We start from the raw sequence: 26,590 nt of genomic DNA, 5'->3' as shown, positions 1-26,590 counted from the left end.
GACTAAGCGGCCTTCATTTTCTCGAAGATTGCTTTGCAGGTCGGGCACACTGGAAACTTCTCCGGGTCGCGGCCCGGCAGCCATTTCTTGCCGCAGAGGGCCTTGACCGGCTTGCCCGAAATGGCCGACTCGAGAATCTTGGCCTTGGGCACGTAGTGCGAAAACCGTTCGTGGTCGCCGGGCTCGATTTGCTCCTGATTCAGAAGTTCTTCGAGTTCACGGTCAAGCGTGGACGTTCCGCCGCCGGGGTGTCCGGGTTCTGCAATGCTTGCACGAAATTCAGTCATGAAGCCAGTCTAGGCACTGTGCCCCCGTCCGGTCAGGCGCGCTGGGCGGAAGCGATCATTTCCGGTCCGCGCCGGTCGAAAGCGCGTGAGCCGACCCAGATCCCCACCACCACGGCCACCAGACCGAGCCCGAGCCCGGCGCCGAGGGCGCGCAGATGCCAGGACGGGTCCGTGAAGATTCCCAGATAGGCAAAGATAAGCGCGGGCGACGCCACGATGATCGATCCCGTGAAGGTGAGCGACTGCACGAGTGCCGAGGCTGTGTCGGAGGCCTGCGGCTGAGCGAAAGGACTGTCACCGGGTTTAGTCACCGGGTAGGGAAACCGGGTGGATGTGTAGCTCGAGAACCCTAAACCGGCCAAGAAGATGCACGTGCTCACGCCCAGCATTGACGGCAGCACCGACCAGTCTCCGTAAAAGGAAATGCTGATGGCAGAGCCGATTCCGATGAGAGGAATGCCCATGAAGACCGCAGGAATGAGGCGGCCGATGCGATCGGCCACGCCACGTGTTCCCGACGCTACGTGCAGCCAGATCGCGGTGCTGTCGTAGGCGACGTCGTTGTGCATTGTCCAGCCGAGAAAAATACACATGAGTGGTACCGGTAGCAGCGCGAGGTAGTGCAGCGGCACGCCGGCGATGCTCAGGGGCAGGACCGCGATGATCGGCACGATCGGAATCATGATCAACGACACCCAGTATCGGGAGTCACGTGCCCAGTAGGTGAAGGTGCGGGCGGCGATCGCTCCGACGGAGCCGTGCGGCAGCCGGTCGAACCAGCCCAGCCCCGAATACTGCTTCGCTGCGGCCTCCCGGCCGGGCGAGACCAGCATGCGGGCCACGACAACTTGCCAGATCAGCCAGAGGGCGTAGGCCGACACCGCCGCAATGAGCAGCTTGAGTATCGCCGCACCCCACGCGCCGGTGGAGGCATCTCCCGGAACGGCCCACGCTGCGCCGAGCGGCGTCCATCCAAGAATCGCGGCGAGGGTACCCAGCAGGGTGCGGCCATGACGGCCCCAGTCCGTGCTGAGCAGCACGACGACGAGTGGGGAGATCAACACCAAAAGTACGACGCCGATCAGCCCGGTGAATTCGCGGGAACGCCTCGTCGACAGGAGAAATGCGGCGAGGGATGCGCTCACCCGAGACAGCAGGATGCAGGTGACGAGGATCAGCCCGGCCGAGATCAGGGCGAGTAGCGTCTGTCCGATGCCGCGCGACCAAGTGAAAACGGTGCCGAGCAGCACAATCGTCAGCGTCAACGCCGGAACTCCGATCAACGCCGAACCAGCCAGGCCGAGCGAGAGGGACCGGTTAGGAATGCCCAGGAAGGCAAACTTGCGGGGGTCCATGCTGTCGTCCATACCGACCACGATCGGGATGACCGAAAAGCCGAGTACCACGATGGATCCGGCTACCGTGAGCACGTCCCGAATGAAGACGGGCTCACCGACGAAGCGCAGGCTGATCAGGGCAATGAGCAGTGCGACGGCAACGCCCAGGCCGTAGAGCAGACCAACGACGAGGCCGACGACCTGCCAGGGACTGCGACGAAACAAATTGGCGAGCAACCGGAGTTTTAGTCCGAAAAATTGTGCAACCATTCCATGCCCTCCGCGACCTTGCGCCCACCGGCGAGCTCGACGAACCGGTCTTCGAGCGATTTCTGCCCGCGGACATCATCGATGGTGCCCGCTGCCAGAACACGGCCCTGCACGATGATGGCGACGTGATCGCACACTCGCTGAATCAGGTCCATGCCGTGGCTGGACAGCACCACTGTCCCCCCGGCAGCCACATACTTCTGCAGGATCTCGGTGACGTTGACCGCTGAAACCGGGTCGACCGACTCCAATGGCTCGTCGAGCACGAGCACGCGCGGGGAATGAATCATCGCGCAGGCCAGGGCGATTTTCTTCGTCATTCCGGCGGAGTAGTCGGCGACGAGACGATTGAGGGCATCCTCGAGGCCAAACGCTGCGGCGAGGTCAGCCGATCGGCTGCGCGCTGTGTCGTTGTCGAGTCCGCGGAGCGTGCCCGCATAGTAGAGGAGCTGTGCGCCGGTCAGGCGATCGAAGAGTCGAAGTCGGTCGGGCAGAACGCCTATCACCCGCTTGGCCTCGTTCGGCCTGACCCAGACGTCGATGCCGTGCACCAGGGCGGTTCCGGCAGTCGGGCGCAGCAGCCCGGTGATCATCGACAGGGTTGTGGTTTTTCCGGCACCGTTAGGTCCGACGATGCCGTAGAACGACCCGGCTCGGACCGTCAGGTCCAGATTCGAGACCGCGACGTTGTGGCCGAACCGCTTGACCAGGCCGCGGGCCTCAATGACAATCGGTGCCAGTGCGACCGGTGCCAGCGCAACCGGTGCCAGTGCGACCGGTGCCAGCGCAACTGGCGTGGGCACGTCCTGCGCCGCATCCGCTGCCGCTTGCGTCACCGGCCCGGCTACTGCAGTAGGGACAGTCCGCGCTTGGGAAACCGGCTTGTCAATCGGGTCCAGCGAGGGCGCGATCCTCTCATTCATCGCGGTTGTCACCAGCGCATCGCGGGTCGCATATGGACGCGTCGTCTCGTCGGAGGCGTTGTCGGCCAGTGTCTTTGCTGTGGTCCTGGCCTTGGACTTGGGGGTAACGGAAGGCGCAGGTACGGGAGGAATTCGTGCAGTTGTCGGCTTGCGCACGGTCGGCTTGCGCACGGTCGGCTTGCGCACGGTCGGCTTGCGATCGGCTGGCTTGCGATCGGCTGCTGGTTTGGTGGCTCCGGCTTCCGCGGCCGGCTTCGCATTTTCGGCTTCAGTGGTCGGTTTCGCCGTGGCCGGAGTCACCACGGTCGCCTTGGTCGCTGCTGACGTTGGCGCGGTCTTCGACCGCACAGCTGGCTTGGGTACCGCTGGCTTACGTGCGGCCGGTTTACGCACCGCGGGCTGACGAACGGCAGGCTTGCTAACTGGTGGCTTGGCGGCGACCACTGCTTCCGATTCGGCGGCACGGTCCGCGACAAAGTCGTCGTCGGGTTCGGGGTTGGGCGGCACAAAAGTCACTCCGCTAACCTATCAAGGACCGCTGCCCGAGGGGCGCGGACGAGCTCGGAGCACCGACTTCCACCTGTGAGTACACTCTGTGCCGGGTCACGAAATGGACACGTGCTAAACCGATTCTTCCCTCGGAACTGCCCAACAGGTTATGGTGAGAATGACATAACGGTGTGTCTTTACGTGAACATGTGGGTGAATCCTCGGCAAACTCTTCAGTACTGATGGGGTTTTCAGGGCTAGCCCCAACCATTCTTGAGGAGATTATCGTGACGACGCATGCAGCCAAAACACGAGCAGTCAAAACGCAAGTGGTCATCCTGGCCGCTGGTATGGGCAGCCGTCTCGGACGATCGCTACCGAAGCCGCTCACCGAATTGAGCGACGGCCGCACGATCATGCAGCAGCAGTTCGACAACATCGCGCACGCCTTCGGCAAAGCTGCCAAGGTCACGATTGTCGTCGGATACAAGCTCGAGCACATCATCGAAGCGTTCCCCCAGGCATCCTTCGTCTACAACGAAGAGTACGACCAGACCAACACTTCGAAGAGCCTGCTGCGTGCTCTGCAGGCTTCGAGGCCCGGGGGTGTGCTCTGGATGAACGGCGACGTGGTCTTCGACCCGGCCATCCTCGACCGCGCTGCGGCAATGATGGCGCGCGACCAGTCCTTCGTCACCGTGAACACCGACAAGGTGTCCGATGAAGAGGTCAAGTACACGACGAGTGCCGAGGGCTACATCAAGGAACTCTCGAAGACGGTCAAGGGCGGCCTCGGCGAAGCAGTCGGCATCAACTACGTGTCGAGCGCCGACAAAGCGACGCTCATGCGCCAGCTGAGCAAGGTGGCCGACCAGGACTACTTCGAACGCGGCATCGAGCTCGCCATCGCACAGAACCGCATGCTGGTGGAGCCGGTCAATATCTCCGACTTTTACGCCGTCGAGGTGGACTTCGCCGAAGACCTCGAGCGCGCCAACCTGTTCGTCTGACCGATATACGAACCTGACCGATCCAAACCCCCTTCGCCACGGCGTGGGGGGTTTGTCATCTGCCTCGCTTGCGCGGAACGTTGCCGCGCTCCCATACGATAGACGGCGTGATTAGTTACGCCCAGGTGCGCCCCGAACAGCGCACGCCGATCGCCCGGTATCGGCATTCCTTGTGGTTGCTGACGCAGCGTGACCTGCGGGTGCGCTACTCCACCTCGGTGCTCGGCTATTTCTGGTCTATTCTCGACCCGCTCGTCATGGCCGGAATCTACTGGTTCGTTTTCACCCAGGTCTTCGACCGCAGCGTCGGCAATGCCCCCTACATCGTGTTCCTTCTCGCGGCCCTGCTGCCGTGGATGTGGTTTAACGGCGCAGTCTCCGACTGCACCCGGGCTTTTCTGCGCGAGGCCAAGCTCATCCGTTCGACGCGGATACCCCGCACGATCTGGGTGAACCGCCTGGTGTTGTCCAAGGGCATCGAGTTTCTTGCATCCATCCCGGTGCTGGTGTTGTTTGCGATTATGTACGGCGCCGAACTCCACATCGACGCGTTGTTCTTTCCCCTCGCCATTGTGATCCAGACCATGCTTACAGCAGGCGTCGGACTGCTCGTCGCCCCGCTCGTGGTGTTCTTCCGAGACCTGGAGCGGGCCGTGAAACTGATCCTTCGTTTTCTGTTCTATGCCTCTCCCATCATCTACGGCACCGCCGACCTGCCGCCCGAACTTCACTTCTGGGCGGCTTTCAATCCGCTGAGCGGCATTTTCAGTCTCTACCGGGCGGCCTTCTTTCCCGAGCAACTCGACTGGTTTGCCGTCATCATCAGCGCGGTCATGTCCCTCACCTTCCTCGGGTTCGGACTGCTGGTCTTTCGCCGCACCGAGCGTGCCGTTTTGAAGGAGATCTGATGGCCTCGGTGAAAGCTACCCCGGTGACACCTGCGCCCCCGGCACCGGTGATCTCGCTGCGGGATGTCGGCATCCGTTTTCGCAGGAACCGGCGTGGGCGTCGCAACTTCAAGGACCTGTTTGGTGCGAGCACGAGGCGCAGCCGCCCAGGCGAGTTCTGGGCACTGCAACACGTGACCTTCACCGTGCAACCGGGCGAGGCCATCGGTGTCGTGGGACGCAACGGCCAGGGTAAGTCCACCCTGCTCAAGCTCGTCACCGGTGTCGTGCTACCCGACGAGGGATCGGTGCACGTCGCTGAGGGGGTCGCGCCGCTGATCGAGATCACGGGCGGGTTCGTCGACGACCTGAGCGTGCGCGACAACGTCTATCTGACAGCGGGTCTGCACGGCATGACGCGCAAGCAGATCACCGCACGCTTTGACGAGATCATCGAGTTCGCTGAGATCGCCGATTTCATCGACACTCCGTACAAGCATTTGTCCAGCGGGATGAAGGTGCGGATCGCCTTCGCCGTGATCTCCCGGCTGGAAGAACCGATCCTGCTGGTCGACGAGGTGCTGGCCGTGGGTGACAAGGCTTTTCGGGAGAAATGCTATCGCCGCATCGAGGAACTCCTGGCCGGCGGTCGCACGCTGTTCATCGTCTCCCACAACGAGCGGGACCTGCGCCGCTTCTGCAACCGGGGTCTGTATCTCGACAAGGGCGACCTGGTCCTCGACGGGCCGATCACCGACGTGCTCGCCCGGTACAACGCCGACTACGGCGTGAAACCGGCGGCCGGAACCTAGCCGACGTCAGGCAGCCGGATCGTCTTGAGGTCGTCGAAATTCGATCGCGAGGTAGGCGTCGCGGGTGGGTGGAAGCTGCTCGACCGCCAGACCGGCGACGAGCTCGCTGAATTCCAGTTGCAGCACGGCCGCAACTCGAATGAGCGTATACATCGTCGGGTTGCCGCAGCCCCGGTCGATGCGAGCGTAATTGGACACGTTGAGCCCGGCGCGCAACGCGACGTCCTCTTGATTGAGCGCGAGTGCCAGGCGGCGCTCCCGCAGGCGGAGGCCGAGCAGTCGGGACGCTTCTGACTTAGGCGCAAGCATTCCTCAGTTGTAGCGGCACGGGTCAGTCTTGACTAGCGGGTGGACATTTCGCGAAAGGTAGTATTTGTAGACGGGCGCGAGGAAGGCGAGCAATGGCGAGAAAGAACCCACCGATGCTGTCGTCCACCGGCGGCACCCCGCAGGGGGGCACATTACCGACGGGGTTCGTCAAGGGCTTCGATCGGATTCTGGCCATTCACCGCCCGGTCGTGCTCGCGCACATTCGCAGCATCCGGCGGCGCAATCCCTATGCCTCCCCCGAACAGATCGTGCGCATCCTGGAAAAGCGCTACCTCGTCGCGGTCACCACCGGTGGCGCCGCCGTCGGCGCCACCGCGGTCATCCCCGGCGTCGGAACCGGAATCACGCTCGCGCTGTCGGGCGTGGAGACCGCTGGTTTTCTGGAAACGACGGCCCTGTTCACCCAATCGGTGAGTGAGGTGCACGGGATCGCCGTTGAGGACCCGGATCGCGCCCGCGCCCTCGTCATGACCATGATGCTGGGCCGTGAGGGAAGCGACCTGGTTCGGCAGCTCGCCGGCCAGGTCACCGGCTCGGGAACAGTCCGCACCGCCTACTGGGGCGAGCTGATTACCAACAGCCTCCCCCGGGCGATTCTCGGCCCGCTCACGGACCGACTCAAGAGTGCTTTTCTGCGCCAGTTCGCGACACGCGGCAGCGCCAGCCTGCTCGGCAAAGCCCTGCCGTTCGGCATCGGAGCGGTGATCGGCGGGGCGGGAAACCACATTCTGGGCAACAAGGTCATGCAGGCGTCACGCCTCGCCTTCGGCCCGGCGCCCACCGGGTTCCAGCCGGATCTGCAACCGCGCGTGCGAGAGATCACCGTTCGCGAAAAACCCGTGCGGGAAAAGCGCCGGGGTAGGTTCCTCCGGGCCATTCCCCCGCCCATGCCCGACCAGGCGCTATAGCGGGGTCGGCGGAAGCGTCGCGGGATCGGGCACAACCGGAATGTCCGTGGCGTGCACGGCCGCGAACCTGTCCCACTCGTCCATCAGATGTTGCACGGCCGCGTGCAGGCGTTCCGTCGCGACACCGGGGGTTGTGTCGCCGAAGTAGCGCTGGACCCAGCCCTGCAGTCGTTCGACCGCGGCGCCATCGTGGATGAGTCGTTCGACGTTCGCCGCGATATCGTAAGCCTGGTCGGCCGGCAGCCACTCGCAGTCGGAGAGGTAACCGCTCGTGTCGATCACGGCCGTCGGGTTCACCGGTCGGGTGACGATGAGCGGTTTTCCGGTGGCGAGTCGGTCGTAGACCATGGCGGAGATGTCGACGATGGCGACATCCGCTGCGGCGAGTTGCCAGCCGAGGTCGGGGCCGGAGTCGTAGACATGCTGCGCGCGCACATCGCGGGCGTTCGCCGCCGTGATGGCAGCGATGATGGCCTTATTGGCGGCACCGTAAAGATGGTCGACGACGCCGCTGCGCGGGTGCGGCCGGTAGATGACACGATGGGTGCCGGTGGCGAGTAGGGCCGTGACGAGCGCGACGCCGTGGGTTGCGACGGACCCGTAGGCGGCGGCGGCGCGGTCTCCCTCCCAGGTGGGCGCGTAGAGCACGACCTGGCGTTCATCGGGCAGGTAGGGCAATTCACCGCTGAAATAGTCGGCTTGGGGGCGCCCGATCTTTATGGCACGCTTGTCGAAGTCATAGTCCCAGAGCACCCGACCAAGTCGGGCCAGTGCGGCGTCCCCGGCGACGAACGAGTAGTCGTAGGCCTTGAACTGGTTGGTGATCATGTACATCTTGTCGCTCTCACCGTGGTTGATGAAAACGTGCCAGCAGCGCCCATAACGCATCATCTGGAAATTGCGCGGGTTCTGGTTGACGTAGAACACGATGCGGATGTCCTGCTCGGCGACGATCTGCTCCAACTGGGGTACAGTGCGCGCGTAGGCGACCGGGATCGGCGACTCGTCCATGAGTTTGAGGGTTCCACCGCCGGTACGGCTGAGCACCAGTACCGGCCAGGTCTTGGCGAGTGTGGCGAGCGGCTGGTACCACTGACGCATCTGGTACATGTTGACCGGTCCGTCGGCAAAATAGACGGCGATTTTGAAGTGGTTGTCCGTGCGCAGTTCCCGCGAATTCAGCGGACCACGCAGCGCGTGTTGGGCTTTGCGGGAAGCCACGACATCTCTGATCAGTTTGACTGCACGTTTGACGTCTTTCCGAATTACCACCGAATAAGACTACCTTTCGTCAGATGATCGGCGGACGCCCCGCGCGGGTCATGCGCCAGACCGTGCGCGCTCGCAGCGGATGCCGCGGCCCCGGGTCGCTGCGCCAACCTTCGCGCCAGCCGCCGAACCAAGCGCGCAGGGCCTGCCGGTCATTCAGGGTCCAGCGCAATACCTGGATCGCTGTCCAGGAGCCCACGTACAGCGGCACGAACAGGGCTGGCAGGTTGCGCCGGGCCAACCAGACCCGGTTGCGAGCGTTCAGCCGATAATAGTCGGCGTGCCGGGTGGGCGAGATCACCGGATGGTTGGCGACGAGATCGCCGGCATACCACGCGACCCGGCCCTGGTCCCAGACCCGCCAGGCCAGTTCGATGCCTTCGTGGGCGTAGAAGAACGGTTCGGCCCATCCGCCGGTCGCATCGAAAACGTCGCGCCGGAGCAACACTGCACCCTCCCAGACCGAGAACACCGGTCCGGGCGCGGTCGCCTCACCCTTACGGATGCGAGGAATCCACCGCCGGGGAGATTCAACCCCGGTCGGGTCCTCGACCCGCGGCTGGAGCAGCCCAATGCTCGGGTCGGCGCGCAGGTGTGCAATGGCATCGCGGAGAAAGTACGGGTCAGGAATGCTCGCGTCGTCGTCGAGGAAGAACAGGTATTCTCCGCTGACGAGCGACACCCCGCGGTTGCGGCCGGCCGGAATGCCCAGGTTGGTCGGCAGCGCGAGCGGCTGCACACCGGTGGGCAGGCCGGTCGGCTGCCAGCCGTTGCCGACGCAGATCACGTCGAGCGTCACGTCCTTCTGGGCCAGCACCGAGCGGATGCCCCGATCGAGATCTTCCGGCCGGGTGCCCTGGGTGAGCACCACGACGCCAACCGTTGGAGTGCCGGCTTCTGCCCTAGGAACGGACACGCTTGGACGCCATGATGGCCACGAAGTGGCCGATGAGCGACAGGAACGCGAGCGGTACCAGAATGACCAGCACGGCCCGGTCCACGACCGGCTGTCCGAAGACCAGCCCGACGACGGCCGCGGCGAAAATGACCATGGTCAGTTCCACCGAGTGGTACAGCCGGTGGAAGGGCACGAACCGGGCGAGCCGACGCACCCGGGCGATCACGCTCGAGGTCGGTGTCTTCTCGCCGTGGGTGTCGGCGAGCTTCGTCAGGCCAGCGTTGGCCCGCGCGACGTGCACCATGTCGTTGAGCGCCTTATTCAGCACGATGATAAGGGCGAGCAGCAGCGCCAGGCTGGTCCACAAAAAATCCTCAGGCGACTCGAACGGGTAGGCCGCCGCCCGAATGCCCAGGGCGATGGGAATGAGCGACTCGGTGGAATAGTGCCCGACCTTGTCGAGGAACACCCCGGCGGGCGAGGACGTGCCGCGCCACCGCGCCACCTCCCCGTCACAGCAGTCGACGAGCATCTGCACCTGACTGAGGGCGAGAGCGAGCAGGGCGCCCCAGATCCCAGGGATCAGCAGGGCGGCGGCGGTCGACCAGCCGGCCAGGATCATGAGAGCGGTCACGCCGTTGGCCGAGATGCGGGTCCTCAGCAGCAGCCAGGTGAGGTACGGCGACAGATCGCGCAAGTACAGGCTCGCCGTCCAATGCTCGGCATTGGCGCGGAGACGCACCTCGGGGGGCTGCGCCACTGCCCGCAGCTGGGCGATGGACTCCGGTCGGGCCGGCCTGTTGGGCGAGATATGGGGCGAACTGGTCATCTGCTCACCTTCCCGTGTGTGCCGTGATGTTACTAGTGAGCTTGAGATAGCCGAGTACGAACCCGATTCCCCAGCAGAAGTGAATGCAGGGCAAGACTACGAGAAAGTGCAGGGACGCACGAAATCCATCCGGCCGGGCCACCGCGATGGTGGCGGCCGCGACGATGAGCAGGTACCCCGCGGGAACGACCAGGCCGAGCATCAGCCACGGCGCAGCACCGAGCGCGGCCTGCACGAGCCCGCCGATCCCGAGGATCAGCCCCACAGCGACACCGAGCACCATGGCAGGCGGCACAAAGTAGCGGATGCCGTTGGCCGCCGGATAGCGCCGCGCCAGCTCACCGCGCCAGAGCCCGGTCGAGAGCATCTGCCGCGCCAATTGGGCCAGGGTCGATCTTGGGCGATAGAGCACGCGTAGCTGGGGGGTGAACCAGACCAGTCCGCCGGCTTCGCGGAGGCGACGGTTCAAATCCCAGTCCTGGCCGCGTTTGACGCCCTCGTCGAACAGTCCGACGCCCAGGATGCCCTCGGTGCGAAAACAGCCGAGGTACACGGTTTCGGCGGCACCTTCCGCGCCACCGACATGGTGCGGCGTGCCGCCAAGCCCGATGCGGGTGCCGTAGGCGCGGGCGACAGCCCGCTCGAACGCGCTGATGCCGCGGGCATCCATGATGCCACCGACGTTGTCGGCGCCGGTGCGCTCGAGCGTCTCGACCGCGATGCGCGCATAGTCGGGGGGTAACACCGAGTGGGCGTCCACGCGAATGACCACCGCATACTGCGAGGCGCGAATGGCAATGTTCAGGCCGGCCGGGGTCGAGCCGACGTCATTGGGCACCACGCGGATGCGTGTGTCGACGGCGGCCATTTCTTCGACCAGTTCGGTCGTGCCGTCGATGCTCGGTCCGAGCGCGAGGGTGACCTCGAAGGCTCCCTCGTAGTCCTGAGCCAGCAGGCTCTCGACGGCGGCTCGTACGTGCGTCGCCTCATTGAGCACGGGCATCACATACGACACTCCGGGAAGAAGTCCGATACCACGTTGGTGCACCTGGCTGGCCAGCCTTCCGGTTATTTGGGTAGGACGCTCGAGCCTACCAGCCCTCCAAATGCCCCAGTGCCCGGGCGCCAGACGCACAATCGCGCCGCTGGAGTGCCAGCGGCGCGATTACGCGAACGGAGCGAAGAAGGAACGAGCGGTTAGCTGGTGAGCTCACCGACCGTGACGGAAACGGTAAAGGACTTGCCGTCCCGCACGTAGGTGAGGTCGGCGGTCCCGCCAGCCGGGAGCACCCGTACCTGGGCGGTGAGGTCGATCGCGTCCGTGATCGGAGCACCGTTAAAGTTGGTGACCACGTCTCCCTCGGCCAGACCGGCCTTCCCGGCCGCGCCACCCGAGCTGACCACGTCGATGAGGGCGCCCACCGTGCTGCTGGTCGAACTTGAGGCGTCCTTGACTCTCGCCCCGAGCAGGCCGTGGGTCGCCGTTCCGTTGGCGATAATCTCATCGGAGATGCGCTGGGCAAAGTTCGACGGGATGGAGAAACCAACGCCGATGCTGCCCGCCGCTGACGATGCCGTCGTGGTGCCGGCGCTGGCGATGGCGACGTTGATGCCGATGAGTTCGCCGCTGCCGTTGAGCAGGGCTCCACCGGAGTTGCCCGGGTTGATGGCGGCATCCGTCTGGATCACCGGGAGTGCGATGCTGTCCGTGGCCGACTGGGAACCCTGGGATTGTTCACCGTTCTGGTCGGGGAAGTCGAAGAAGAACGGATTCCGGCTTTCCCCCTGGTCGGGCATTGTCTCGTCGGGCGAGCTGGGGGCGGCCGAGCTCGCGACGGTGATGCTGCGGTTGAGGGCGCTGACGATGCCGTCGGTGACCGTGCCAGAGAGGCCAAGGGGGGCACCGATGGCGATGGCGCTGTCGCCGACGTTAAGCTCGGAAGAGTCACCCCAGGTGATCGGGGTGAGGCCGCTGGCATCCGTCAGTTTGATCACGGCGAGGTCGGATATGGGGTCCGTTCCGACGAGAGTGGCGGTGTGCAGCTTGCCGTCATTGCTCTTGACCTCGATCGTCACGTCCGACGCCGCGCCGTCGAGGGTGACGACGTGGGTGTTGGTGAGTACGTAACCGTCTTCAGTGAGGATGACCCCGGAGCCGGTACCGCCGGACGCACCATTGGTGACGTCGATGGTCACGACGCTCGGCGACGCCTTGGCGGCGACGGCGGTGATCTGATTGACGCTCGTGCTGTCGTTGACCACTACGTTGCTCGGGCCTGCGGATTCACTGACCGGCACCCCGTTGTTCTGGTTGCTCATCATGAGCGCGGTGATACCGGCGCCGGATGATCCGCCAACCAGAGCGCCGATGGCAAGCGCCGCGATCAGTGCCACGCTGCCCTTGCGCCGACCGGGTTCCTTGGGCTTGGCGGTGGCGAAGGGCTGCCCGGGGTAGGCATCCGTCATGGACGAATCGGTGGGGGGGTACGTGTTCGCGGTGGCATAGGCCTGCGGCGCGACACTCGGAGCGTAAGCGGACGTCGAGGCTGTGGGGGTCTCGATCGGGCGACCGAAGGCATCCGTTGGGTAGGCGGCGGTCTGTTCCTGGTCGGGCTGCACCTGGTCTTCAGCTGATGCTGACGGCATTGCCGGTGCGTTCACGACCGGTGTGGCCTCGACCGGGCGAGCATCGACCGGGTGAGCATCGACCGGCTGTGCGGGCGATGCGGGCGGAGCCGTTGGTGCGGCCGGCGGGATAGCCGGGGATGTGGGTGGGGTTGCCTCGCCGGATTCATTCACGGCGAAGGCGGCGGCATCATCAGCCGAATCAGGGGTGGTGCCGGAATTTTTGGTGTTGTCGGTCATCGGGTGCTCCTTCCAAGCGTTGTAAGCTTTGCGCCCAAACCTGTACGTTCGGTATGTACACACTGAGAGCATTCAATGATCGAGCCGAAACCTTGCCGAGGCGATAGCTTGGAACGTATGCAGGACCCATTACAGGCACGGCCGGCCGTGACCGGCATCTCGATGACGTTGTCCGGCGCCTGGCGACGCACAGCCCGCGGCGCTGGCCTCCTCGCCGCGGACGGAAGCGTTGCGGCGAGTATATTCGCGGAGATGAGTGCGCTCGCCCTGCGCACCAATGCCATCAACCTCGGGCAGGGGTTTCCGGATGAAGACGGGCCAACCCTGGTGCTCGAGGCGGCCCGCCAGGCGATCAGCGTCGGGGCGAACCAGTACCCGCCGGGCCGCGGCCAGCCGGCATTGCTCGATGCGATCGCCCGGCACCAGCAACGCTTCTATGGCCTGATCGTTGACCCGGGCAGCGAGATCCTCGTCACTGCCGGGGCGACCGAGGCCCTCGCTGCCACGATTTTGGCGTTGATCGAACCGGGCGACGAGGTCGTCACGTTTGAGCCGTTCTACGATGCCTACGGCGGACTCATCGGGCTGGGCGGCGGCATCCATCGCACCGTTCCCCTGCGTGCCCCCGACTTTCAGCCCGACCTTGACGCGCTGCGCGCCGCCGTCACCGACCGCACCCGGCTGATCCTCGTGAACGATCCGCACAACCCCACCGGAGCAGTCTTTCCCCGGGCCACCCTCGAACTGATCGTGGAACTCGCGCACCGTCACGACGCGATCATCGTCACCGACGAGGTGTATGAGCACCTCACCTTCGGGGCGCCGCACGTTCCCATCGCGACCCTGCCGGGAGCGTGGGAGCGCACGGTCACCATCTCTTCGGGCGGAAAGACGTTCAGCCTCACCGGCTGGAAGGTCGGCTGGCTCAGCGCCCCGGCCGCGATCGTCACGGCCATTCTCGCTGTCAAGCAGTTTCTCACCTACGTGACTGCGGCACCGTTCCAGCCGGCCATCGCCGTCGGGCTCACCCTGCCCGATGCGTTCTTCGCCGGCATTGCCGCCGAGCTCAAACACAAACGGGACGTACTGGCGGCGGGACTGCGCATGGCCGGCTTCGCGATCAGCGTGCCGCAGGGCTCGTATTTCATCGTGGCGGATGCAACGCGGCTCGGCTTCACCGACGGCGCCGAGCTCTGTCGCCGACTGCCCGAGTTGGCCGGCGTGGTCGCCGTACCGATAGCGGCGTTCTGCTCCCCCGCACATCGGGCCGAATATGCGCCGCTCGTGCGGTTCGCCTACTGCAAGAAGGTCGAGCTGCTGGAACAGGCCTCGGCCCGACTGGCGGCCTTGACTTCCCGCTAAGCTACGCGGGAGTGGTTAGGACGCCAGGGCCGGGTAGTCGGTGTAGCCGAGGGCGCCGTCGGCATAGTAGGTGAGCGGGTTTGGCTCGTTCTCCGGCAGGTTTTCCCGCCACCGACGTACCAGGTCGGGGTTCGCGATGGCGGCGCGACCGACGACAACAGCGTCGGCGACGTCGTCCCGTACCAAACCGAGGGCTTCGTCCCGGGCGGTGATGGCGCCGAATCCAGTGTTGACGAGGAAGACTCCACCGAACCGGGTGCGCAGGTCTTGTATTAAGCCGCTGCGCGGATCGGCGTGGAGCACGCTCAGGTAGGCCAGTCCGAGCGGGGCGAGGCCATCGACGAGGGCACCATAGGTCGCCGCGAGGTCGTCGGCATCCGTTTCAAACGCGTCCTGGATGTTGTGTTCGGGTGAGATTCGCAGGCCAACCTTGTCGGCGCCGACGGCGGCGGCGACCGCAGTCACCACGTCGATGACGAACCGGGCGCGGTTCGCCGGCGATCCGCCGAAGGCATCGTCGCGCACGTTGGACGCCGGCGACAGGAACTCGTGCAGCAAATAGCCATTGGCGGCGTGCAGCTCAACGCCGTCGAATCCGGCGGCGATGGCGTTCTGGGAGGCGAGCACGAACTCGGCGATGATGCCGGGCAGTTCCTCTCCGGTCAGCGCGTGCGGCACTGGATAATCCTGCTTGCCGTCGTAGGTGCGCGTGGTGCCGTCGATGGCGATCGCGCTCGGCGCGACAACCGGGAAGCCGCCGTTCGTGGCCTCGTGGGTGACGCGACCGGCGTGCATGACCTGCGCGACGATGCGACCGCCGGCGGCGTGCACCGAGTCGGTGACGGCTTTCCAGCCGGCCAACTGCTCGGGTTCGACGAGACCGGGCTGGCCTGGAAAGCCCTGGCCGGCATGGCTCGGGTAGGTACCCTCGCTCACGATCAGGCCGAGCGACGCGCGCTGCGTGTAATGCAGGGCTACCAGCTCACCCGGAACGCCGGACTGGCCGGAGCGGATGCGGGTCAGCGGCGCCATCACGAGACGATTGGGGAGCTCGAGATCGCCTAGGTTCAGCGGGGAAAACAGTTTCACGGACACTTCTTTCTCAAAATTCAGCCGGTCAGTCCGACCGGACGCGTTCTGGAGGGAAGGCGACACGGACTTCCGGCCCTCCGCAGGCGACAACGGGCACGAACCGCGCGATATTCCCTCCTGCCAATTAACTGCACGTTTAATGCTGGGCTCAGGGGTGCGGTCGGGCTGTCCAGTCGGGCAATCCGGTTTGCCCTCGGCACCGAACTACAAGTATGAGCATCCTGACGTCCAGACCGGCGGTCCGAAACGGCTCGATCCCGAACCGTTCGTTCCCCAACGGCTCGGCGGCAGCTATCAAGGCTGTGGACTCTCCCAAACCCAGTCCACCCCGTCCCAAGCCCGCGCCGCCCGCGACCGCGCTGGGCTACAGTCCGTTCGGGCTGGACGCTGACGCCCGCCACTTCGGCCTGACCACCAGCACCATGCGCCTGAAAGGCGGAACGTTGCGGGTGCGCCACGGTCGCCGCACCGACAGCGACACCGCGACGATCCTGGTGCACGGCGCCGCCGGGTCCTGGACGACCTGGACCCCACTGCTGCAGGCCTCCGACGCCACCGCCCGCGAGCTGACGGACCTCATCATTCCCGACCTTCCAGGGTGGGGCGACTCGCCTGCGCCCGCCGACGAGTCGGTACTCGGCGTTGAATCGTTGGCCGAGCTGGTTGCCGATCTGGCCCGTTCCCTCGGCTACGAACGCTGGAACGTCGTGGGTCATTCGATGGGCGGGTTCATCGCCCTGCAGCTGGCGGCGAGTGAGACGCGCGCCACGGAGTCCGTCGGCTTGGTCTCGGCCACGTCGTTCTCGATTATTGACAGCGTTCGTCATCCTGTTCGCCAGTTCTCGACATTGCCCGCGTTCACAGCGCTGCTCCTGACCATGCGGATGCTGCGGCTCGCCGGCCCGCTAGGCCGAGCCCTCGTGCGGGCCGTCGCCGGCCTCGGCCTGTTGCGTGCCCTAGTGGCCCCATTGTTCAGCCGACCCACAGCCATCGACGATTCCGTGGTCGCCGGGCTCGGTGCCGAAGTGCGCCCGGCGAGTTTCGCTCTGGCCGCCGCACGAGCCGGAGCTTACGATGCGGCCACGCAGTGGGCACGGATTCGATGCCCGGTGCGATCGGTGCACGGTGACGACGACGCGTTCGTCACGGCCGACGACGACGAGCGATTGCTCGCGGCCATCCCGACCTGTCGGATCAGCACCATTCGTGGGGCCGGACACTTCAGTCAGATCGAACGCCCTCTGGAAGTGCTGATCAGGCTCGAATTTGCGGGACCGCTGCCGATTTTTTCAGCTGCATGCCCGCTGGATACTTGCTGAATTCCTTGTATTTGTCCCCCAAATAGAGGACAGTTAAAGAAGGTATCCGGTTCCAGGCCAAAAGTGCGCGTTTCGCTCTCATCCGTTCCGGCTCCAATGTTCCTGTTCGCCAGTGATCGCTGCCCGCAGGACGACCGAACGAAGGCGATTTTCATGGGTTCTCTCACGTACGATCGTGTCGTCGTGGAATTCGATGACCGAATGTTGGCCCACCTACAGCTCGTGATCATTCAAAAGCTACGTCGGGGCGAAAGCTTTCTGCTGTCCTGGCGTGATGCCGCCATCGTCGGAGACGGTCGAAGCTCTGCTTGGCTGCACCCGGCCATTCCCCTGTATTTCAAGTTCGCCGGCGGCCACGCGCCGACCATCAACCCGAACTGGGTCGCGCAACTCACCCGCTCGGCCAACAGCTCGCAGGGTCTCGTCGTCACCGCAGAGGAGAGCGCGGCCGTTGACGCGAACCTGCCGCCCAAGGCTGAACCGGCCATTGGCATCCGGGCGGCCGCGCAGACCCGCGCGACCAAGGCGAGCGTCACCGAGCGCTAGTCGCTTCGCACGCCGACCCCTTCAAGCTCAAACGATCCGACGTCCACTCGGATCAGCGCGGTATGACGGTGAAGCGCCGCAGTGCGAGGGTCGGGTTGATCGCGCGCACCGCGGCGACGCGAGCCGGTGCCAGGAATGCGATTGCGACATCCGCTACCTCGCCGAGGCTCGCGACGGCGACCCCCATCGGATCGATAATCATGCTGGCACCGACGCCGACCGGCGGCGTTTGATCGGCGGCGGCCACGAATACGGTGTTTTCCAAGGCACGGGCGGTCAGCAGGGTGCGCCAGTGCTGTTCCTTGAGCGGACCGCGTACCCATTCGGCCGGCACGAGCACGAGGGTGGCTCCGGCGTCGACGAGCCGGCGGGTTACTTCGGGAAAGCGGATGTCGTAGCAGGTCTGCAGCCCCACCCGCAGGCCGCCGACATCGAAGGTTTCGGGGTCGGTCACGGTGCCGGGCAGCACCCACTCGGATTCACGGTCGCCGAAGGCGTCGTACAGGTGCAGCTTGCGATAAGACGCCACGAGGCGACCGGTCGGGTCGACGGCGACGAGGGTATTCGAGAATCGGGTGGGGTCCTCGCATGTTTCGATCATGCCGGCCACAATGTGGACGCCGAGTTCAACGGCGAGCCCGGCGAGCGCCGTCACGAATTCTCCGTCGAGAGCTTCGGCTGCGGCCACGAACGATGCACCGAGGTTCGGCTCGAAGAACGCCGAGTACTCGGGAAAGACCACAAGGTGGGCTCCGCGTGCGGCGGCCGTGGTGGCTAGTTGCCGGAGCACGGCGCGATTGCGCGCCCGATCGGCTGTCGGGGCGAACTGGGCCACCGCAACGCCGACCGCGCTGGTCTCGTCGAGTTTCACGGCATGATTCATGGCGAAAGCCTAGCTGACCTCCGACGGCGAAACCGATCTGCGATCGGATTGCTGTTTGCAGGTAACTCCAGGGGTTTCAAATGCTCCCGTTAACCATTGCTGGGTAGGCTTAATATGTGTCCGTCGTTATCGCTCCGCGCCTCGCGGCCCCCCTCCTGAAGGGGAGGCGCCGTTTGCGGGGCCTGACGCCGAGGCGGTCGGCCGGACTGGTCGGCCTCGTAGCGTTCTTCGTATCGTTCGCGTGGTCCTGGCAGCCGTCGTACTGGGGCGATGAAGCGGTGAGCATCATGTCGGCCGAACGATCGTTCCCCTCGCTGTTCGCACTGCTCGACAACATCGATGCCGTGCACGGCTTGTATTACCTGTTTCTGCACGGCTGGATCGATCTGTTCGGCACCTCCGAACTCTCCACCCGGTTGCCGAGCGCGATCGCGATCGGCGTCGCTGCTGCCGGGACCGTCGTTTTGGCGCGGTTCTTCATGGGCTCCCGCGTGGCCATCGGCGGCGGTTTGATCTTTGCCGTGATTCCCCGGGTCACCTACATGGGCGCCGAGGCACGATCCACCGCCATCGCAACCGCCATCGCAGTCTGGCTCACCGTGTTGCTCGTGTGCGCGCTCCGCAGCGGCACCGCCTCCCGCTGCCGACAGGTCACTCTCTGGCTGGGGTACTCCCTGCTGCTCGCCCTCGGAATGTATGTCTTCCTGTTTTTGGCACTGCTGCTGCCGGTACACGCGGTGGTGGTTGTAGTGGCACACCGGCATCCGCTCGGGCGCAGCGTCGTCGCCTGGCTGGGCGCGAGCGCACTCGGCCTGTTACTGACGGCACCGATCATTCTGGCCGGAACCTCGCAGCGTGAACAGATCGCGTTCATCGGCCGACGGCCGACAGTTCTGGTCACCGAGGCGGCCGTGATGCAATGGTTCGACACCATTCCGGTGGCGATCATGGCCTGGTCTCTCATCATCGTGGCAGTTCTCGCGGTGTTCCTGCGCCCCTCGGGGACGCATCAAACAGGGGGCCTGCCCGGGCGGGCTGCACTCAACATTTTTCTGGCCTGGATGGTGGTGCCGAGCGCGATCCTGCTGGTCGGCACGCAGCTGGTCACCCCGATGTATTCGTTGCGCTACCTCTCGCTGTGCGCCCCTGCGGTGGGCGTAGTGATCGCCGTGGGCGTGGCGGCGCTCGCCAACAACTGGCTGCGGGCAGCGAGCGTCGTGGCGCTCGTCGCCGTAATCGTGCCGGCGTACGCCGTGCAGCGCGGTGACTTCGGCAAGAACGAAGGAAGCGACTGGCGCCAGGTCGCCGACGTGATCGCGGCCAGGGCGGCGCCCGGCGACGGCGTTGTCTTCGACCAGACCGTGCGGCCCTCGCGGGTGCCGCGGCTGGCCATGCACGTGTATCCCGACGCGTTTCTTGGCCTGCACGACGTAACGCTTACCCGGTCCTATGCGAAAACGGGGTGGCTCTGGGACGAAGTCACACCGCTGGCCCATGTGGCGCCAGCAATCACCGAGCTCGACCGTATATGGCTGTTGCAATACTCCGGAAGTGGGGATTCGCGCCGAGGAACGGATGTCCAGACGCTCACGCTCCAGGGATTCCACGTCGCCGAGTCGACCCTGGTGAATCGCACCCGCATCATTGAAATGACGAGGTAACCCCGTGCCCACCAATTCCCTGCCGACCACCCTGGTACTCGTTCCGACCTACAACGAGGCCGAAAACATCGCCTCGATCGTGGATCGGCTGCGCTCGAGTGTGCCCGAGGCACACGTTCTGGTCGTCGATGACGCTTCCCCCGACGGCACCGGCCCGCTCGCCGATAGCATTGCGGCCCAGGATTCGAACGTTCACGTGCTGCACCGCACCGAGAAGACCGGCCTCGGAGCGGCGTACCTCGACGGCTTCGGCTGGGGCCTGAGTCGCGGCTACACCCAACTGGTGCAGCTTGATGCCGATGGATCTCACCTGCCAGAGCAACTCGCAAGTCTGCTGGCTGCCGCCGAAACGGCCGACGTAGTGATGGGATCACGCTGGGTGCCCGGTGGGGCCATCGAGAATTGGCCCTGGCATCGCCGAGCTCTGTCGCGCGGCGGATCCCTGTACTCCCGCCTGCTGCTTCGGCTGCCGCAACGGGATGCCACCGGGGGTTACCGGGTCTATTCGGCTCGTGCCCTTGAGCGCATGGACCTCTCGAGCGTGGACAGCCTGGGTTATTGCTTCCAGATTGAGATGCTGCTGCACGCCGTGCGCGCCGACCTACGTGTCGTCGAAGTGCCGATCACCTTTGTCGAGCGGGTACGTGGGTCGTCCAAGATGAGTCCGCGCATCGCCGTCGAAGCGATGGCCCGGGTGACATTGTGGGGTGTCACCGGCATGGGCATCAGCAGGGCCGGCGCCCGCGCTGCGGCCGCTGCCGCGCGCGAGGCTTAATCGGTTTTCATCACAAACGGGGTTTGAGTCATTTTGACTATATGATGGAGCCAGCAGTTAAAGTCACCTTGACCTTTACGACTGGATCCCCGTGCTGGACCATCATTTAACCGATCACAGCCCGCTCGAATGCGGCAACGCTCAGGCGACCCTCGCGGTATCGACCGTGATCTTCGCCCTGCGACCCGATGACGAGTCCGGGCTCAAGACCCTGTGGCTGCCGCTCGTGCGGCGCACCCGCGATCCGCACCTCGGGCTCTGGGCGCTGCCCGGCGGCTGGCTGCCGGCCGACGAGGAACTCGCCGCGGCCGCCGCCCGCACCCTGCGCGAGACGACCGACTTATCCCCGCGCTACCTGGAGCAGCTCTACACCTTCGGCGATATCGACCGCTCCCCCGGGCTGCGGGTGGTCTCCGTCGTGTACTGGGCACTGGTGCGTTCGGAGGTTGCGGAGCGGGCATCCGTTGGTGAGAACGTGCGTTGGTTCGCCGCCGATTCACTGCCGCCGCTCGCCTTCGACCATAACCGAATTGTGGAATACGCCCTCTGGCGGCTGCGCACCAAGGTGGAATATGCGCGTATCGCGCACGCTTTTCTCGGTGACACCTTCACCCTCGCCCAGCTGCGCGAGGTGCACGAGGCCGTGTTGCAGAAGGCACTCGACCCCGCCAATTTTCGCCGGTCGATCGAGGCGTCGGGCAGCGTGATCAGCACCGACCAGCACGTGGCCGGGGCCCGGCATCGGCCCGCCCGGCTCTACCGGTACGAGGAACGGGCAAGCGAGCACGACCCACCGGAACAGACGTTCTAACCCCCTCTTTTCCCTTCACTGTCAAGGAGTACGACCATGATGATTCCCTCGGTCGAGACCACCATTCGTCTCATCGGTACCGGCAAAGCCGCCGGAAGCACGTGCAGCCCCGACCTGGCGACGTCGCCGTGGAAATTCGACGCCGGCACTCCCGGGTACGGCCCCGGGGCGTCGATGGGCGACGTGATTCCGGCCGGGTCGCCCCGCCAGGGCGCGCTGCCGGAGCGCTACCGTACCGCCTCGCCGGAAGAGCTCAGCGCCCGCATCGTCGAAGCCAAGAATGTGCTCGGCGACTCGGTGGTCATTCTCGGCCACTTCTACCAGCGCGATGAGGTGCTGAGGCACGCCGATTTCGTCGGCGACAGCTTTCAGCTCGCCCAGGCCACCCAGAGTCGCCCCGACGCGGCTGCGATCGTGTTCTGCGGCGTGCACTTCATGGCCGAAACCGCCGACCTGCTCTCCGGCCCGGAGCAGGCCGTGATTTTGCCGAACCTCGCTGCCGGCTGCTCAATGGCGGACATGGCCGACATCGACTCGGTCACCGAGTGCTGGGAGCAGCTCGAAGCGCTCTACGGCACCGAAGCGGATGCCTCCGGCCGGGTTCCGGTGATTCCGGTCACCTACATGAATTCCTCCGCCGCGCTCAAGGGCTTTTGCGGCGAGCACGGCGGCATCGTCTGCACCTCGTCGAACGCCCAGACGGTTCTCGAGTGGGCCTTCGAACGCGGCCAGCGGGTATTGTTCTTTCCCGACCAACACCTCGGCCGCAACACCGCCAAGGCCATGGGTGTACCGCTCGATGCCATGCCGATGTGGAACCCGACCAAACCGCTCGGCGGCAACACGGCCGCCGAACTCGACGCCGCCCGAGTCGTGTTGTGGCACGGCTTCTGCAGCGTGCACCGCCGCTTCACCGTGCCGCAGATCGACGCCGCCCGTGCCGAACATCCCGGGGTGCGGGTCATCGTGCACCCGGAATGCCCCATGGCGGTCGTCGACGCCGCCGACTCGGCCGGGTCGACCGACTTCATCGCCAAGGCCATCGCCGCCGCGCCCGCGGGAACGACCTTCGCCATCGGCACCGAGATCAACCTCGTCAACCGGCTCGCCGCCCAGCACCCCGAGCACGAGATCTTCTGCCTCGACCCGGTGATCTGCCCCTGCTCGACCATGTACCGCATCCACGCCGGCTACCTGGCCTGGGTGCTCGAAGCTCTCCTCGGCGGCGGCGAAGCCCCGGGTGAGGTGCTCAACCAGATCACGGTGTCGGCCGAGGTGGCCGGGCATGCCCGCGTCGCCCTCGAGCGGATGCTGGCGGCCCGGCCGCCGGCATCCGCTGTGCCAATCGATGATGTGCTGGTCGGCGCCTGATATGTCGTCGGTTCTCGTCATCGGCAGCGGCCTCGGCGGTTTGCTGGCCGCGGTGCGGGCAGCGGATGCCGGCCACCTGGTCGTGCTCGTCACCAAGTCGGTGCTGCCCGAGAGTAACACCCGCTACGCGCAGGGCGGCATCGCCGCCGCCCTGTTTCGCGACGACTCCGTCGACGCCCACGTGCTCGACACCCTGCGCGCCGGCGCCGGACTGTGCGACCCGGCCGCCGTTCGAGTGCTCTGCGAGGAAGGTCCGGCGCGGGTGCGCGACCTCATCCGCTTCGGCGTGGACTTCGATCGCGACGATTCCGGCGTAGCCCGCGGGCTCGAAGCTGCCCATTCCCGTTCGCGGGTCGTGCACGCCGGCGGCGACGCGACCGGGGCCGCGGTCGAAGCGGCCCTCGTGGCGACCGTGCGAGGTCGTACCGCCATCGACGTGCGAGAGCACACCATGCTCGTCGACCTGCTGGTTGACGAGGGCGTGGTGCGCGGTGCCCGCGTGCTCGAGGCCCACGGTGTGCAGCAGGACATCAACGCCGACGCCGTCATCCTCGCCACCGGCGGTGCCGGCGCCCTGTACACGCACACCACCAATCCCTCGGTCGCGACCGGAGACGGAGTAGCGGCAGCGTATCGAGCCGGGGTATCCGTCGCCGATCTGGAGTTCTACCAGTTTCACCCGACCGCCCTCGCGGTACCCGGCACCCCGCTCGTGTCGGAGGCGGTGCGGGGCGAAGGCGCCGTGCTGCGCAGTGCACTCGGCGAGCGGTTCATGCTCGCCGCGCACCCCGACGCTGAACTCGCGCCGCGCGACGTCGTGGCCCGTGCCATCGCCCGCCAGATGGAACGGCAAAACGGCGCCCCCGTGCTTCTCGACGCGACCGCGCTCGGGCGCGAGCTGCTCCAAACCCGGTTCCCCACCATCACGGCCGCTTGCCGGGCGGCCGGACTCGACTGGGCGGTCTCTGCCATACCGGTGGCGCCGGCCGCGCACTACTGGATGGGCGGCGTCGAAACGGATGCCTGGGCCCGTACCAGCCTGCCCGGTCTGTTCGCCGTCGGCGAGGTCGCCCGCACCGGAGCCCACGGTGCCAACCGACTCGCCTCCAACTCGTTGCTCGAGGCTGCAGTGTTCGCCGACCGCGCCGTTCGCGCGCTTGGCCAGCCGTGGCCACTGCGCACACCCACCACGCCCACCCCCCACATCCTGCACGCAACCCAACCCGAAAACCGTTCCCATCCGCTAGCCGCCAGCTCGATCCAGGGCCTGCCCCACGAGACCGCCATCACAGCACCGTCAGCCGATTTCGGCGGGGTCGATCGTTCTACCCTGCAGCAACTGCTCTGGGACTTCGCCGGCGTGCACCGCTCCGGCACCGGGCTGAGCACCGCAGCCGCAGCCCTCGACGACTGGTCCGCACCACCCGCCAACAGCACCTCGGTCACCGCCCTCGAAGACCGCAACCTGCTGGGCCTCGCCCGGCTGCTCGTGGCCGCCGCCCTGGCCCGCGAAGAGTCTCGCGGCGCACACTACCGCTCAGACTTCCCCGACACCCGACCCGAACTGGCCTGGTCCCGCTCGCAATCACTCGAACTCGTTCCGGCCCAGGAGGCCATCGCATGCTGACCAACCACTCCATCACCGTCGTCGTGCAGGCCGCCCTCGATGAGGACGCTCCATGGGGCGACCTCACCTCGGCGGTACTCATTCCCGAAGACGCCGTCGCGACGGCCAGGCTCGAAGCGCGCGAACCCGGCGTCTTCAGCGGCGGCGCCGTGTTCGCCGCCGCCTTCGCCCTCACCGACCCGCGCATCGAGATACGCCAGTTCGTCGCCGACGGCGACCACTTCGACACCGGCGCCACGCTCGCCGAGGTGACCGGCCCGGCCCGCGGCATCTTGCAGGCAGAGCGCATAGGCCTCAACTTCGTGCAGCGGATGAGCGGAATCGCCACCCTGACAGCCCGGTACGTCGCCGAAACGGCCGGCACCACGGCCCGCATCGTCGACACCCGCAAAACGACTCCCGGCCTGCGCGCCATGGAGCGAGCGGCCGTGCGCGACGGCGGCGGCCACAATCATCGGTTCAGCCTTTCCGACACCGTCATGGCCAAGGACAACCACCTTGCCGTGCTCGCTGCCGGACCGCTCGGCCTCACCGAAGCGCTGAGAATGGTGCGCGCGAGGCTCTCGCACACCACACACTTCGAGGTGGAGGTCGATCGCCTCGACCAGATCGAGGACGTCCTCGCCGCCGGCATCGACACGATCATGCTCGACAATTTCAGCCCGGAAGATCTGCTCAAGGGCGTGCAGCAGGTCGCCGGCCGGGCGATCGTCGAGGCGAGCGGCGGAGTGTCACTCGCGACGGTGAGCGAGATTGCGGCATCCGGTGTCGACGTCATCTCGGTCGGGGCGCTCACGCACAGCGTGCACTCCCTCGACCTCGGCCTCGACATCGCCATTCGGGTGAACACGCCGGCCGGGTTCACGCTCTAACCCATGATCTACCTCGACAATGCCGCGACGACCCCGGTGCGTCGCGAGGCGCTTGAAGCTCTGTGGCCGCACCTGGCCGGCAGTTTCGGCAACCCGTCGAGCCACCACGTGGTCGGTGAGGGCGCGGCTGCCGCGCTGCTGGAGGCGCGCACCAGTGTGGCCCGATCGCTTGGCTGCCGCCCCGGCGAAATCGTGTTCACCAGCGGCGGCACCGAGAGCGACAACCTTGCGATCAAGGGGATCGCCCTCGGGGCCCCGCGCGGCCGCCACCTGATCACCACGGCGATCGAGCACGAGGCCGTACTCGAATCCTGCGACTACCTGCGCCGGCTGCACGGTTTCGACATCACCCTGCTGCCAGTGGATGCCGCCGGCCGCGTCGACCCCGCCGGACTGGCCCGCGCGCTCCGCACCGACACGACCCTCGTCTCGGTGCACTACGCCAACAATGAGGTCGGCACGGTGCAGCCCCTCGCCGAGCTCGCCCTAACTGCCCACGCGGCCGGCGTGTCGTTCCACACCGACGCGGTGCAGGCCGGCGGCTGGCTCGACCTCGATGTCACGAGGCTCGGCGTGGATGCCCTCAGTCTGTCCGGACACAAGCTCGGCGCTCCCCCCGGCATCGGAGCGGTGTTTCTGCGCGGGCGCCTGCCGATCGAACCGCTGCTGCACGGTGGCGGCCAGGAGCGCGGCAAACGCAGCGGCACCGAGAACGTCGCCGGGGCGGTCGCCCTGGCCGTTGCCCTGCGCCTGGCCGTCGGGGAGCGCGCCGCCTCCGCGAACCGCACGAGCGCCCTCCGCGATGAGTTCATTGAGACCGTGCTGCACCAGACGCCGTCGGCCCGCCTCACCGGCCACGCCACCGAACGCCTGCCGGGTACCGCGTCATTCGTGTTTCCGGGCACGAGCGGCGAGGCTGTGCTGCTCGAACTCGAACAGCGTGGCATCGTCTGCTCGAGTGGGTCCGCCTGCGCGGCTGGAAGCAGCGAGCCTTCGCACGTGCTCACGGCGATGGGTCTTTCGGCCGACATAGCTCAGACGGCGGTGCGGTTCACGCTGGGCGTTGGTACGACGGCGGCAGAGGCGGCCGAGGCGGCGGCATCCGTTCGTGTCGCCGTCGCCGCGGTGGCCCGGCTGGGTGCCTGAAATACTGACGC

Annotated in this window: 25 protein-coding genes; 14 read left to right on the top strand and 11 right to left on the bottom strand. The window is 66.0% G+C overall.

Features of this window, described 5'->3' with window-relative positions; translation table 11 throughout:
* Positions 1-2 precede the first annotated feature (2 nt).
* The 3 genes from E3T47_RS02860 to E3T47_RS16725 are packed head-to-tail and all read right to left on the bottom strand — an operon-like array spanning position 3 to position 3,333.
* Entirely contained in the window at positions 3-287 is a 285-nt protein-coding gene (locus E3T47_RS02860) for a DUF3039 domain-containing protein (protein WP_134554111.1), read from the bottom strand.
* 32 nt (positions 288-319) lie between these two features.
* Positions 320-1,894 carry a GumC domain-containing protein gene (locus E3T47_RS02855; protein ID WP_134554110.1) on the bottom strand — a complete coding sequence of 525 codons (1,575 nt, stop codon included), beginning with the start codon at positions 1,892-1,894 and terminating at the stop codon, positions 320-322.
* The gene (locus E3T47_RS16725; protein WP_422386462.1) at positions 1,870-3,333 is read right to left on the bottom strand and encodes an ATP-binding cassette domain-containing protein; all 1,464 of its coding nucleotides are present in this window, start codon (positions 3,331-3,333) and stop codon (positions 1,870-1,872) included. The genes E3T47_RS02855 and E3T47_RS16725 overlap by 25 nt, the downstream gene beginning before the upstream one ends.
* A gap of 260 nt (positions 3,334-3,593) precedes the next feature.
* Between E3T47_RS16725 and E3T47_RS02845 the strand changes: the two genes are divergently transcribed.
* The 3 genes from E3T47_RS02845 (at position 3,594) to E3T47_RS02835 (ending at position 6,015) form a co-directional block, all read left to right on the top strand.
* Entirely contained in the window at positions 3,594-4,316 is a 723-nt protein-coding gene (locus E3T47_RS02845; protein WP_277871798.1) for a phosphocholine cytidylyltransferase family protein, read from the top strand.
* A 107-nt stretch (positions 4,317-4,423) separates the two neighbouring features.
* Positions 4,424-5,224, top strand: coding sequence for an ABC transporter permease (locus E3T47_RS02840; RefSeq protein ID WP_241981871.1), 801 nt, complete (start codon positions 4,424-4,426; stop codon positions 5,222-5,224).
* Positions 5,224-6,015, top strand: coding sequence for an ABC transporter ATP-binding protein (locus E3T47_RS02835; RefSeq protein WP_134554108.1), 792 nt, complete (start codon positions 5,224-5,226; stop codon positions 6,013-6,015). Before E3T47_RS02840 ends, E3T47_RS02835 begins: the two co-directional genes overlap by 1 nt.
* Before the next feature lie 6 nt (positions 6,016-6,021).
* On the opposite strand, the gene E3T47_RS02830 is transcribed toward E3T47_RS02835, so the two are convergent.
* A complete protein-coding gene (locus E3T47_RS02830; protein WP_134554107.1) occupies positions 6,022-6,324 on the bottom strand; it encodes a helix-turn-helix domain-containing protein in 303 nt (100 codons plus the stop codon).
* A gap of 113 nt (positions 6,325-6,437) precedes the next feature.
* Here E3T47_RS02830 and E3T47_RS02825 point away from each other — a divergent pair, with 113 nt between their 5' ends.
* On the top strand, positions 6,438-7,253 hold the full coding sequence (locus E3T47_RS02825) for a hypothetical protein (RefSeq protein WP_241981870.1): 816 nt from the start codon (positions 6,438-6,440) through the stop codon (positions 7,251-7,253).
* Here E3T47_RS02825 and E3T47_RS02820 read toward each other — a convergent pair.
* The 5 genes from E3T47_RS02820 to E3T47_RS02800 all read right to left on the bottom strand — a co-directional run bounded on the left by E3T47_RS02820 (position 7,248) and on the right by E3T47_RS02800 (position 13,114).
* Entirely contained in the window at positions 7,248-8,474 is a 1,227-nt protein-coding gene (locus E3T47_RS02820) for a CDP-glycerol glycerophosphotransferase family protein (protein WP_422386461.1), read from the bottom strand. The two genes, E3T47_RS02825 and E3T47_RS02820, sit on opposite strands and share 6 nt — an antisense overlap.
* 70 nt (positions 8,475-8,544) lie before the next feature.
* Complete coding sequence (locus E3T47_RS02815; RefSeq protein WP_134554105.1) at positions 8,545-9,438, bottom strand: glycosyltransferase family 2 protein; 894 nt, start codon at positions 9,436-9,438, stop codon at positions 8,545-8,547.
* Positions 9,425-10,249 (bottom strand): CDP-alcohol phosphatidyltransferase family protein, encoded by an 825-nt coding sequence (locus E3T47_RS02810; protein WP_134554104.1) that lies wholly within the window; start codon positions 10,247-10,249, stop codon positions 9,425-9,427. The genes E3T47_RS02815 and E3T47_RS02810 overlap by 14 nt, the downstream gene beginning before the upstream one ends.
* 4 nt (positions 10,250-10,253) lie before the next feature.
* Positions 10,254-11,297, bottom strand: a complete 1,044-nt coding sequence (locus tag E3T47_RS02805; protein WP_277871797.1) for a glycosyltransferase family 2 protein — start codon at positions 11,295-11,297, stop codon at positions 10,254-10,256.
* A gap of 149 nt (positions 11,298-11,446) precedes the next feature.
* Positions 11,447-13,114, bottom strand: coding sequence for a S1C family serine protease (locus tag E3T47_RS02800; RefSeq protein WP_241981869.1), 1,668 nt, complete (start codon positions 13,112-13,114; stop codon positions 11,447-11,449).
* Positions 13,115-13,276: 162 nt separating this feature from the next.
* On the opposite strand from E3T47_RS02800, the gene E3T47_RS02795 reads away from it, so the two are divergent.
* Positions 13,277-14,476: an aminotransferase class I/II-fold pyridoxal phosphate-dependent enzyme gene (locus E3T47_RS02795; RefSeq protein ID WP_134554270.1), complete on the top strand. Its 1,200-nt coding sequence runs from the start codon at positions 13,277-13,279 to the stop codon at positions 14,474-14,476.
* Positions 14,477-14,491: 15 nt separating this feature from the next.
* Here the strand turns inward: E3T47_RS02795 and E3T47_RS02790 are convergent, their stop codons facing one another.
* A complete protein-coding gene (locus tag E3T47_RS02790; RefSeq protein WP_134554103.1) occupies positions 14,492-15,565 on the bottom strand; it encodes an alkene reductase in 1,074 nt (357 codons plus the stop codon).
* A gap of 215 nt (positions 15,566-15,780) precedes the next feature.
* On the opposite strand from E3T47_RS02790, the gene E3T47_RS02785 reads away from it, so the two are divergent.
* Together E3T47_RS02785 and E3T47_RS02780 are read left to right on the top strand one after the other, a co-directional pair.
* Positions 15,781-16,887 carry an alpha/beta fold hydrolase gene (locus E3T47_RS02785; RefSeq protein WP_134554102.1) on the top strand — a complete coding sequence of 369 codons (1,107 nt, stop codon included), beginning with the start codon at positions 15,781-15,783 and terminating at the stop codon, positions 16,885-16,887.
* A 153-nt stretch (positions 16,888-17,040) separates the two neighbouring features.
* Entirely contained in the window at positions 17,041-17,433 is a 393-nt protein-coding gene (locus E3T47_RS02780) for a DUF7882 family protein (RefSeq protein ID WP_241981868.1), read from the top strand.
* A 52-nt stretch (positions 17,434-17,485) separates the two neighbouring features.
* Here the strand turns inward: E3T47_RS02780 and E3T47_RS02775 are convergent, their stop codons facing one another.
* Complete coding sequence (locus E3T47_RS02775) at positions 17,486-18,316, bottom strand: carbon-nitrogen hydrolase family protein (RefSeq protein ID WP_134554101.1); 831 nt, start codon at positions 18,314-18,316, stop codon at positions 17,486-17,488.
* A gap of 116 nt (positions 18,317-18,432) precedes the next feature.
* Between E3T47_RS02775 and E3T47_RS02770 the strand changes: the two genes are divergently transcribed.
* The 7 genes from E3T47_RS02770 (at position 18,433) to E3T47_RS02740 (ending at position 26,579) form a co-directional block, all read left to right on the top strand.
* On the top strand, positions 18,433-19,977 hold the full coding sequence (locus E3T47_RS02770) for a glycosyltransferase family 39 protein (protein ID WP_134554100.1): 1,545 nt from the start codon (positions 18,433-18,435) through the stop codon (positions 19,975-19,977).
* Positions 19,978-19,981: 4 nt separating this feature from the next.
* Complete coding sequence (locus E3T47_RS02765; protein WP_241981867.1) at positions 19,982-20,752, top strand: polyprenol monophosphomannose synthase; 771 nt, start codon at positions 19,982-19,984, stop codon at positions 20,750-20,752.
* Positions 20,753-20,843: 91 nt separating this feature from the next.
* Positions 20,844-21,563 (top strand): NUDIX hydrolase, encoded by a 720-nt coding sequence (locus tag E3T47_RS02760; protein ID WP_241981866.1) that lies wholly within the window; start codon positions 20,844-20,846, stop codon positions 21,561-21,563.
* Positions 21,564-21,599: 36 nt separating this feature from the next.
* Positions 21,600-22,934, top strand: coding sequence for a quinolinate synthase NadA (gene nadA / locus E3T47_RS02755; protein ID WP_134554099.1), 1,335 nt, complete (start codon positions 21,600-21,602; stop codon positions 22,932-22,934).
* A 1-nt stretch (position 22,935) separates the two neighbouring features.
* Complete coding sequence (gene nadB / locus E3T47_RS02750) at positions 22,936-24,561, top strand: L-aspartate oxidase (RefSeq protein ID WP_134554098.1); 1,626 nt, start codon at positions 22,936-22,938, stop codon at positions 24,559-24,561.
* Positions 24,555-25,433, top strand: coding sequence for a carboxylating nicotinate-nucleotide diphosphorylase (nadC, locus tag E3T47_RS02745; RefSeq protein ID WP_134554097.1), 879 nt, complete (start codon positions 24,555-24,557; stop codon positions 25,431-25,433). The genes nadB and nadC overlap by 7 nt, the downstream gene beginning before the upstream one ends.
* 3 nt (positions 25,434-25,436) lie before the next feature.
* Positions 25,437-26,579: a cysteine desulfurase family protein gene (locus E3T47_RS02740; RefSeq protein WP_134554096.1), complete on the top strand. Its 1,143-nt coding sequence runs from the start codon at positions 25,437-25,439 to the stop codon at positions 26,577-26,579.
* Positions 26,580-26,590 lie beyond the last annotated feature (11 nt).

Origin of the sequence: Cryobacterium ruanii (assembly GCF_004404055.1) — a bacterium.
Classification (GTDB): Bacteria; Actinomycetota; Actinomycetes; order Actinomycetales; family Microbacteriaceae; genus Cryobacterium; species Cryobacterium ruanii.
This window is presented reverse-complemented; position numbering and strand designations above follow the sequence as displayed.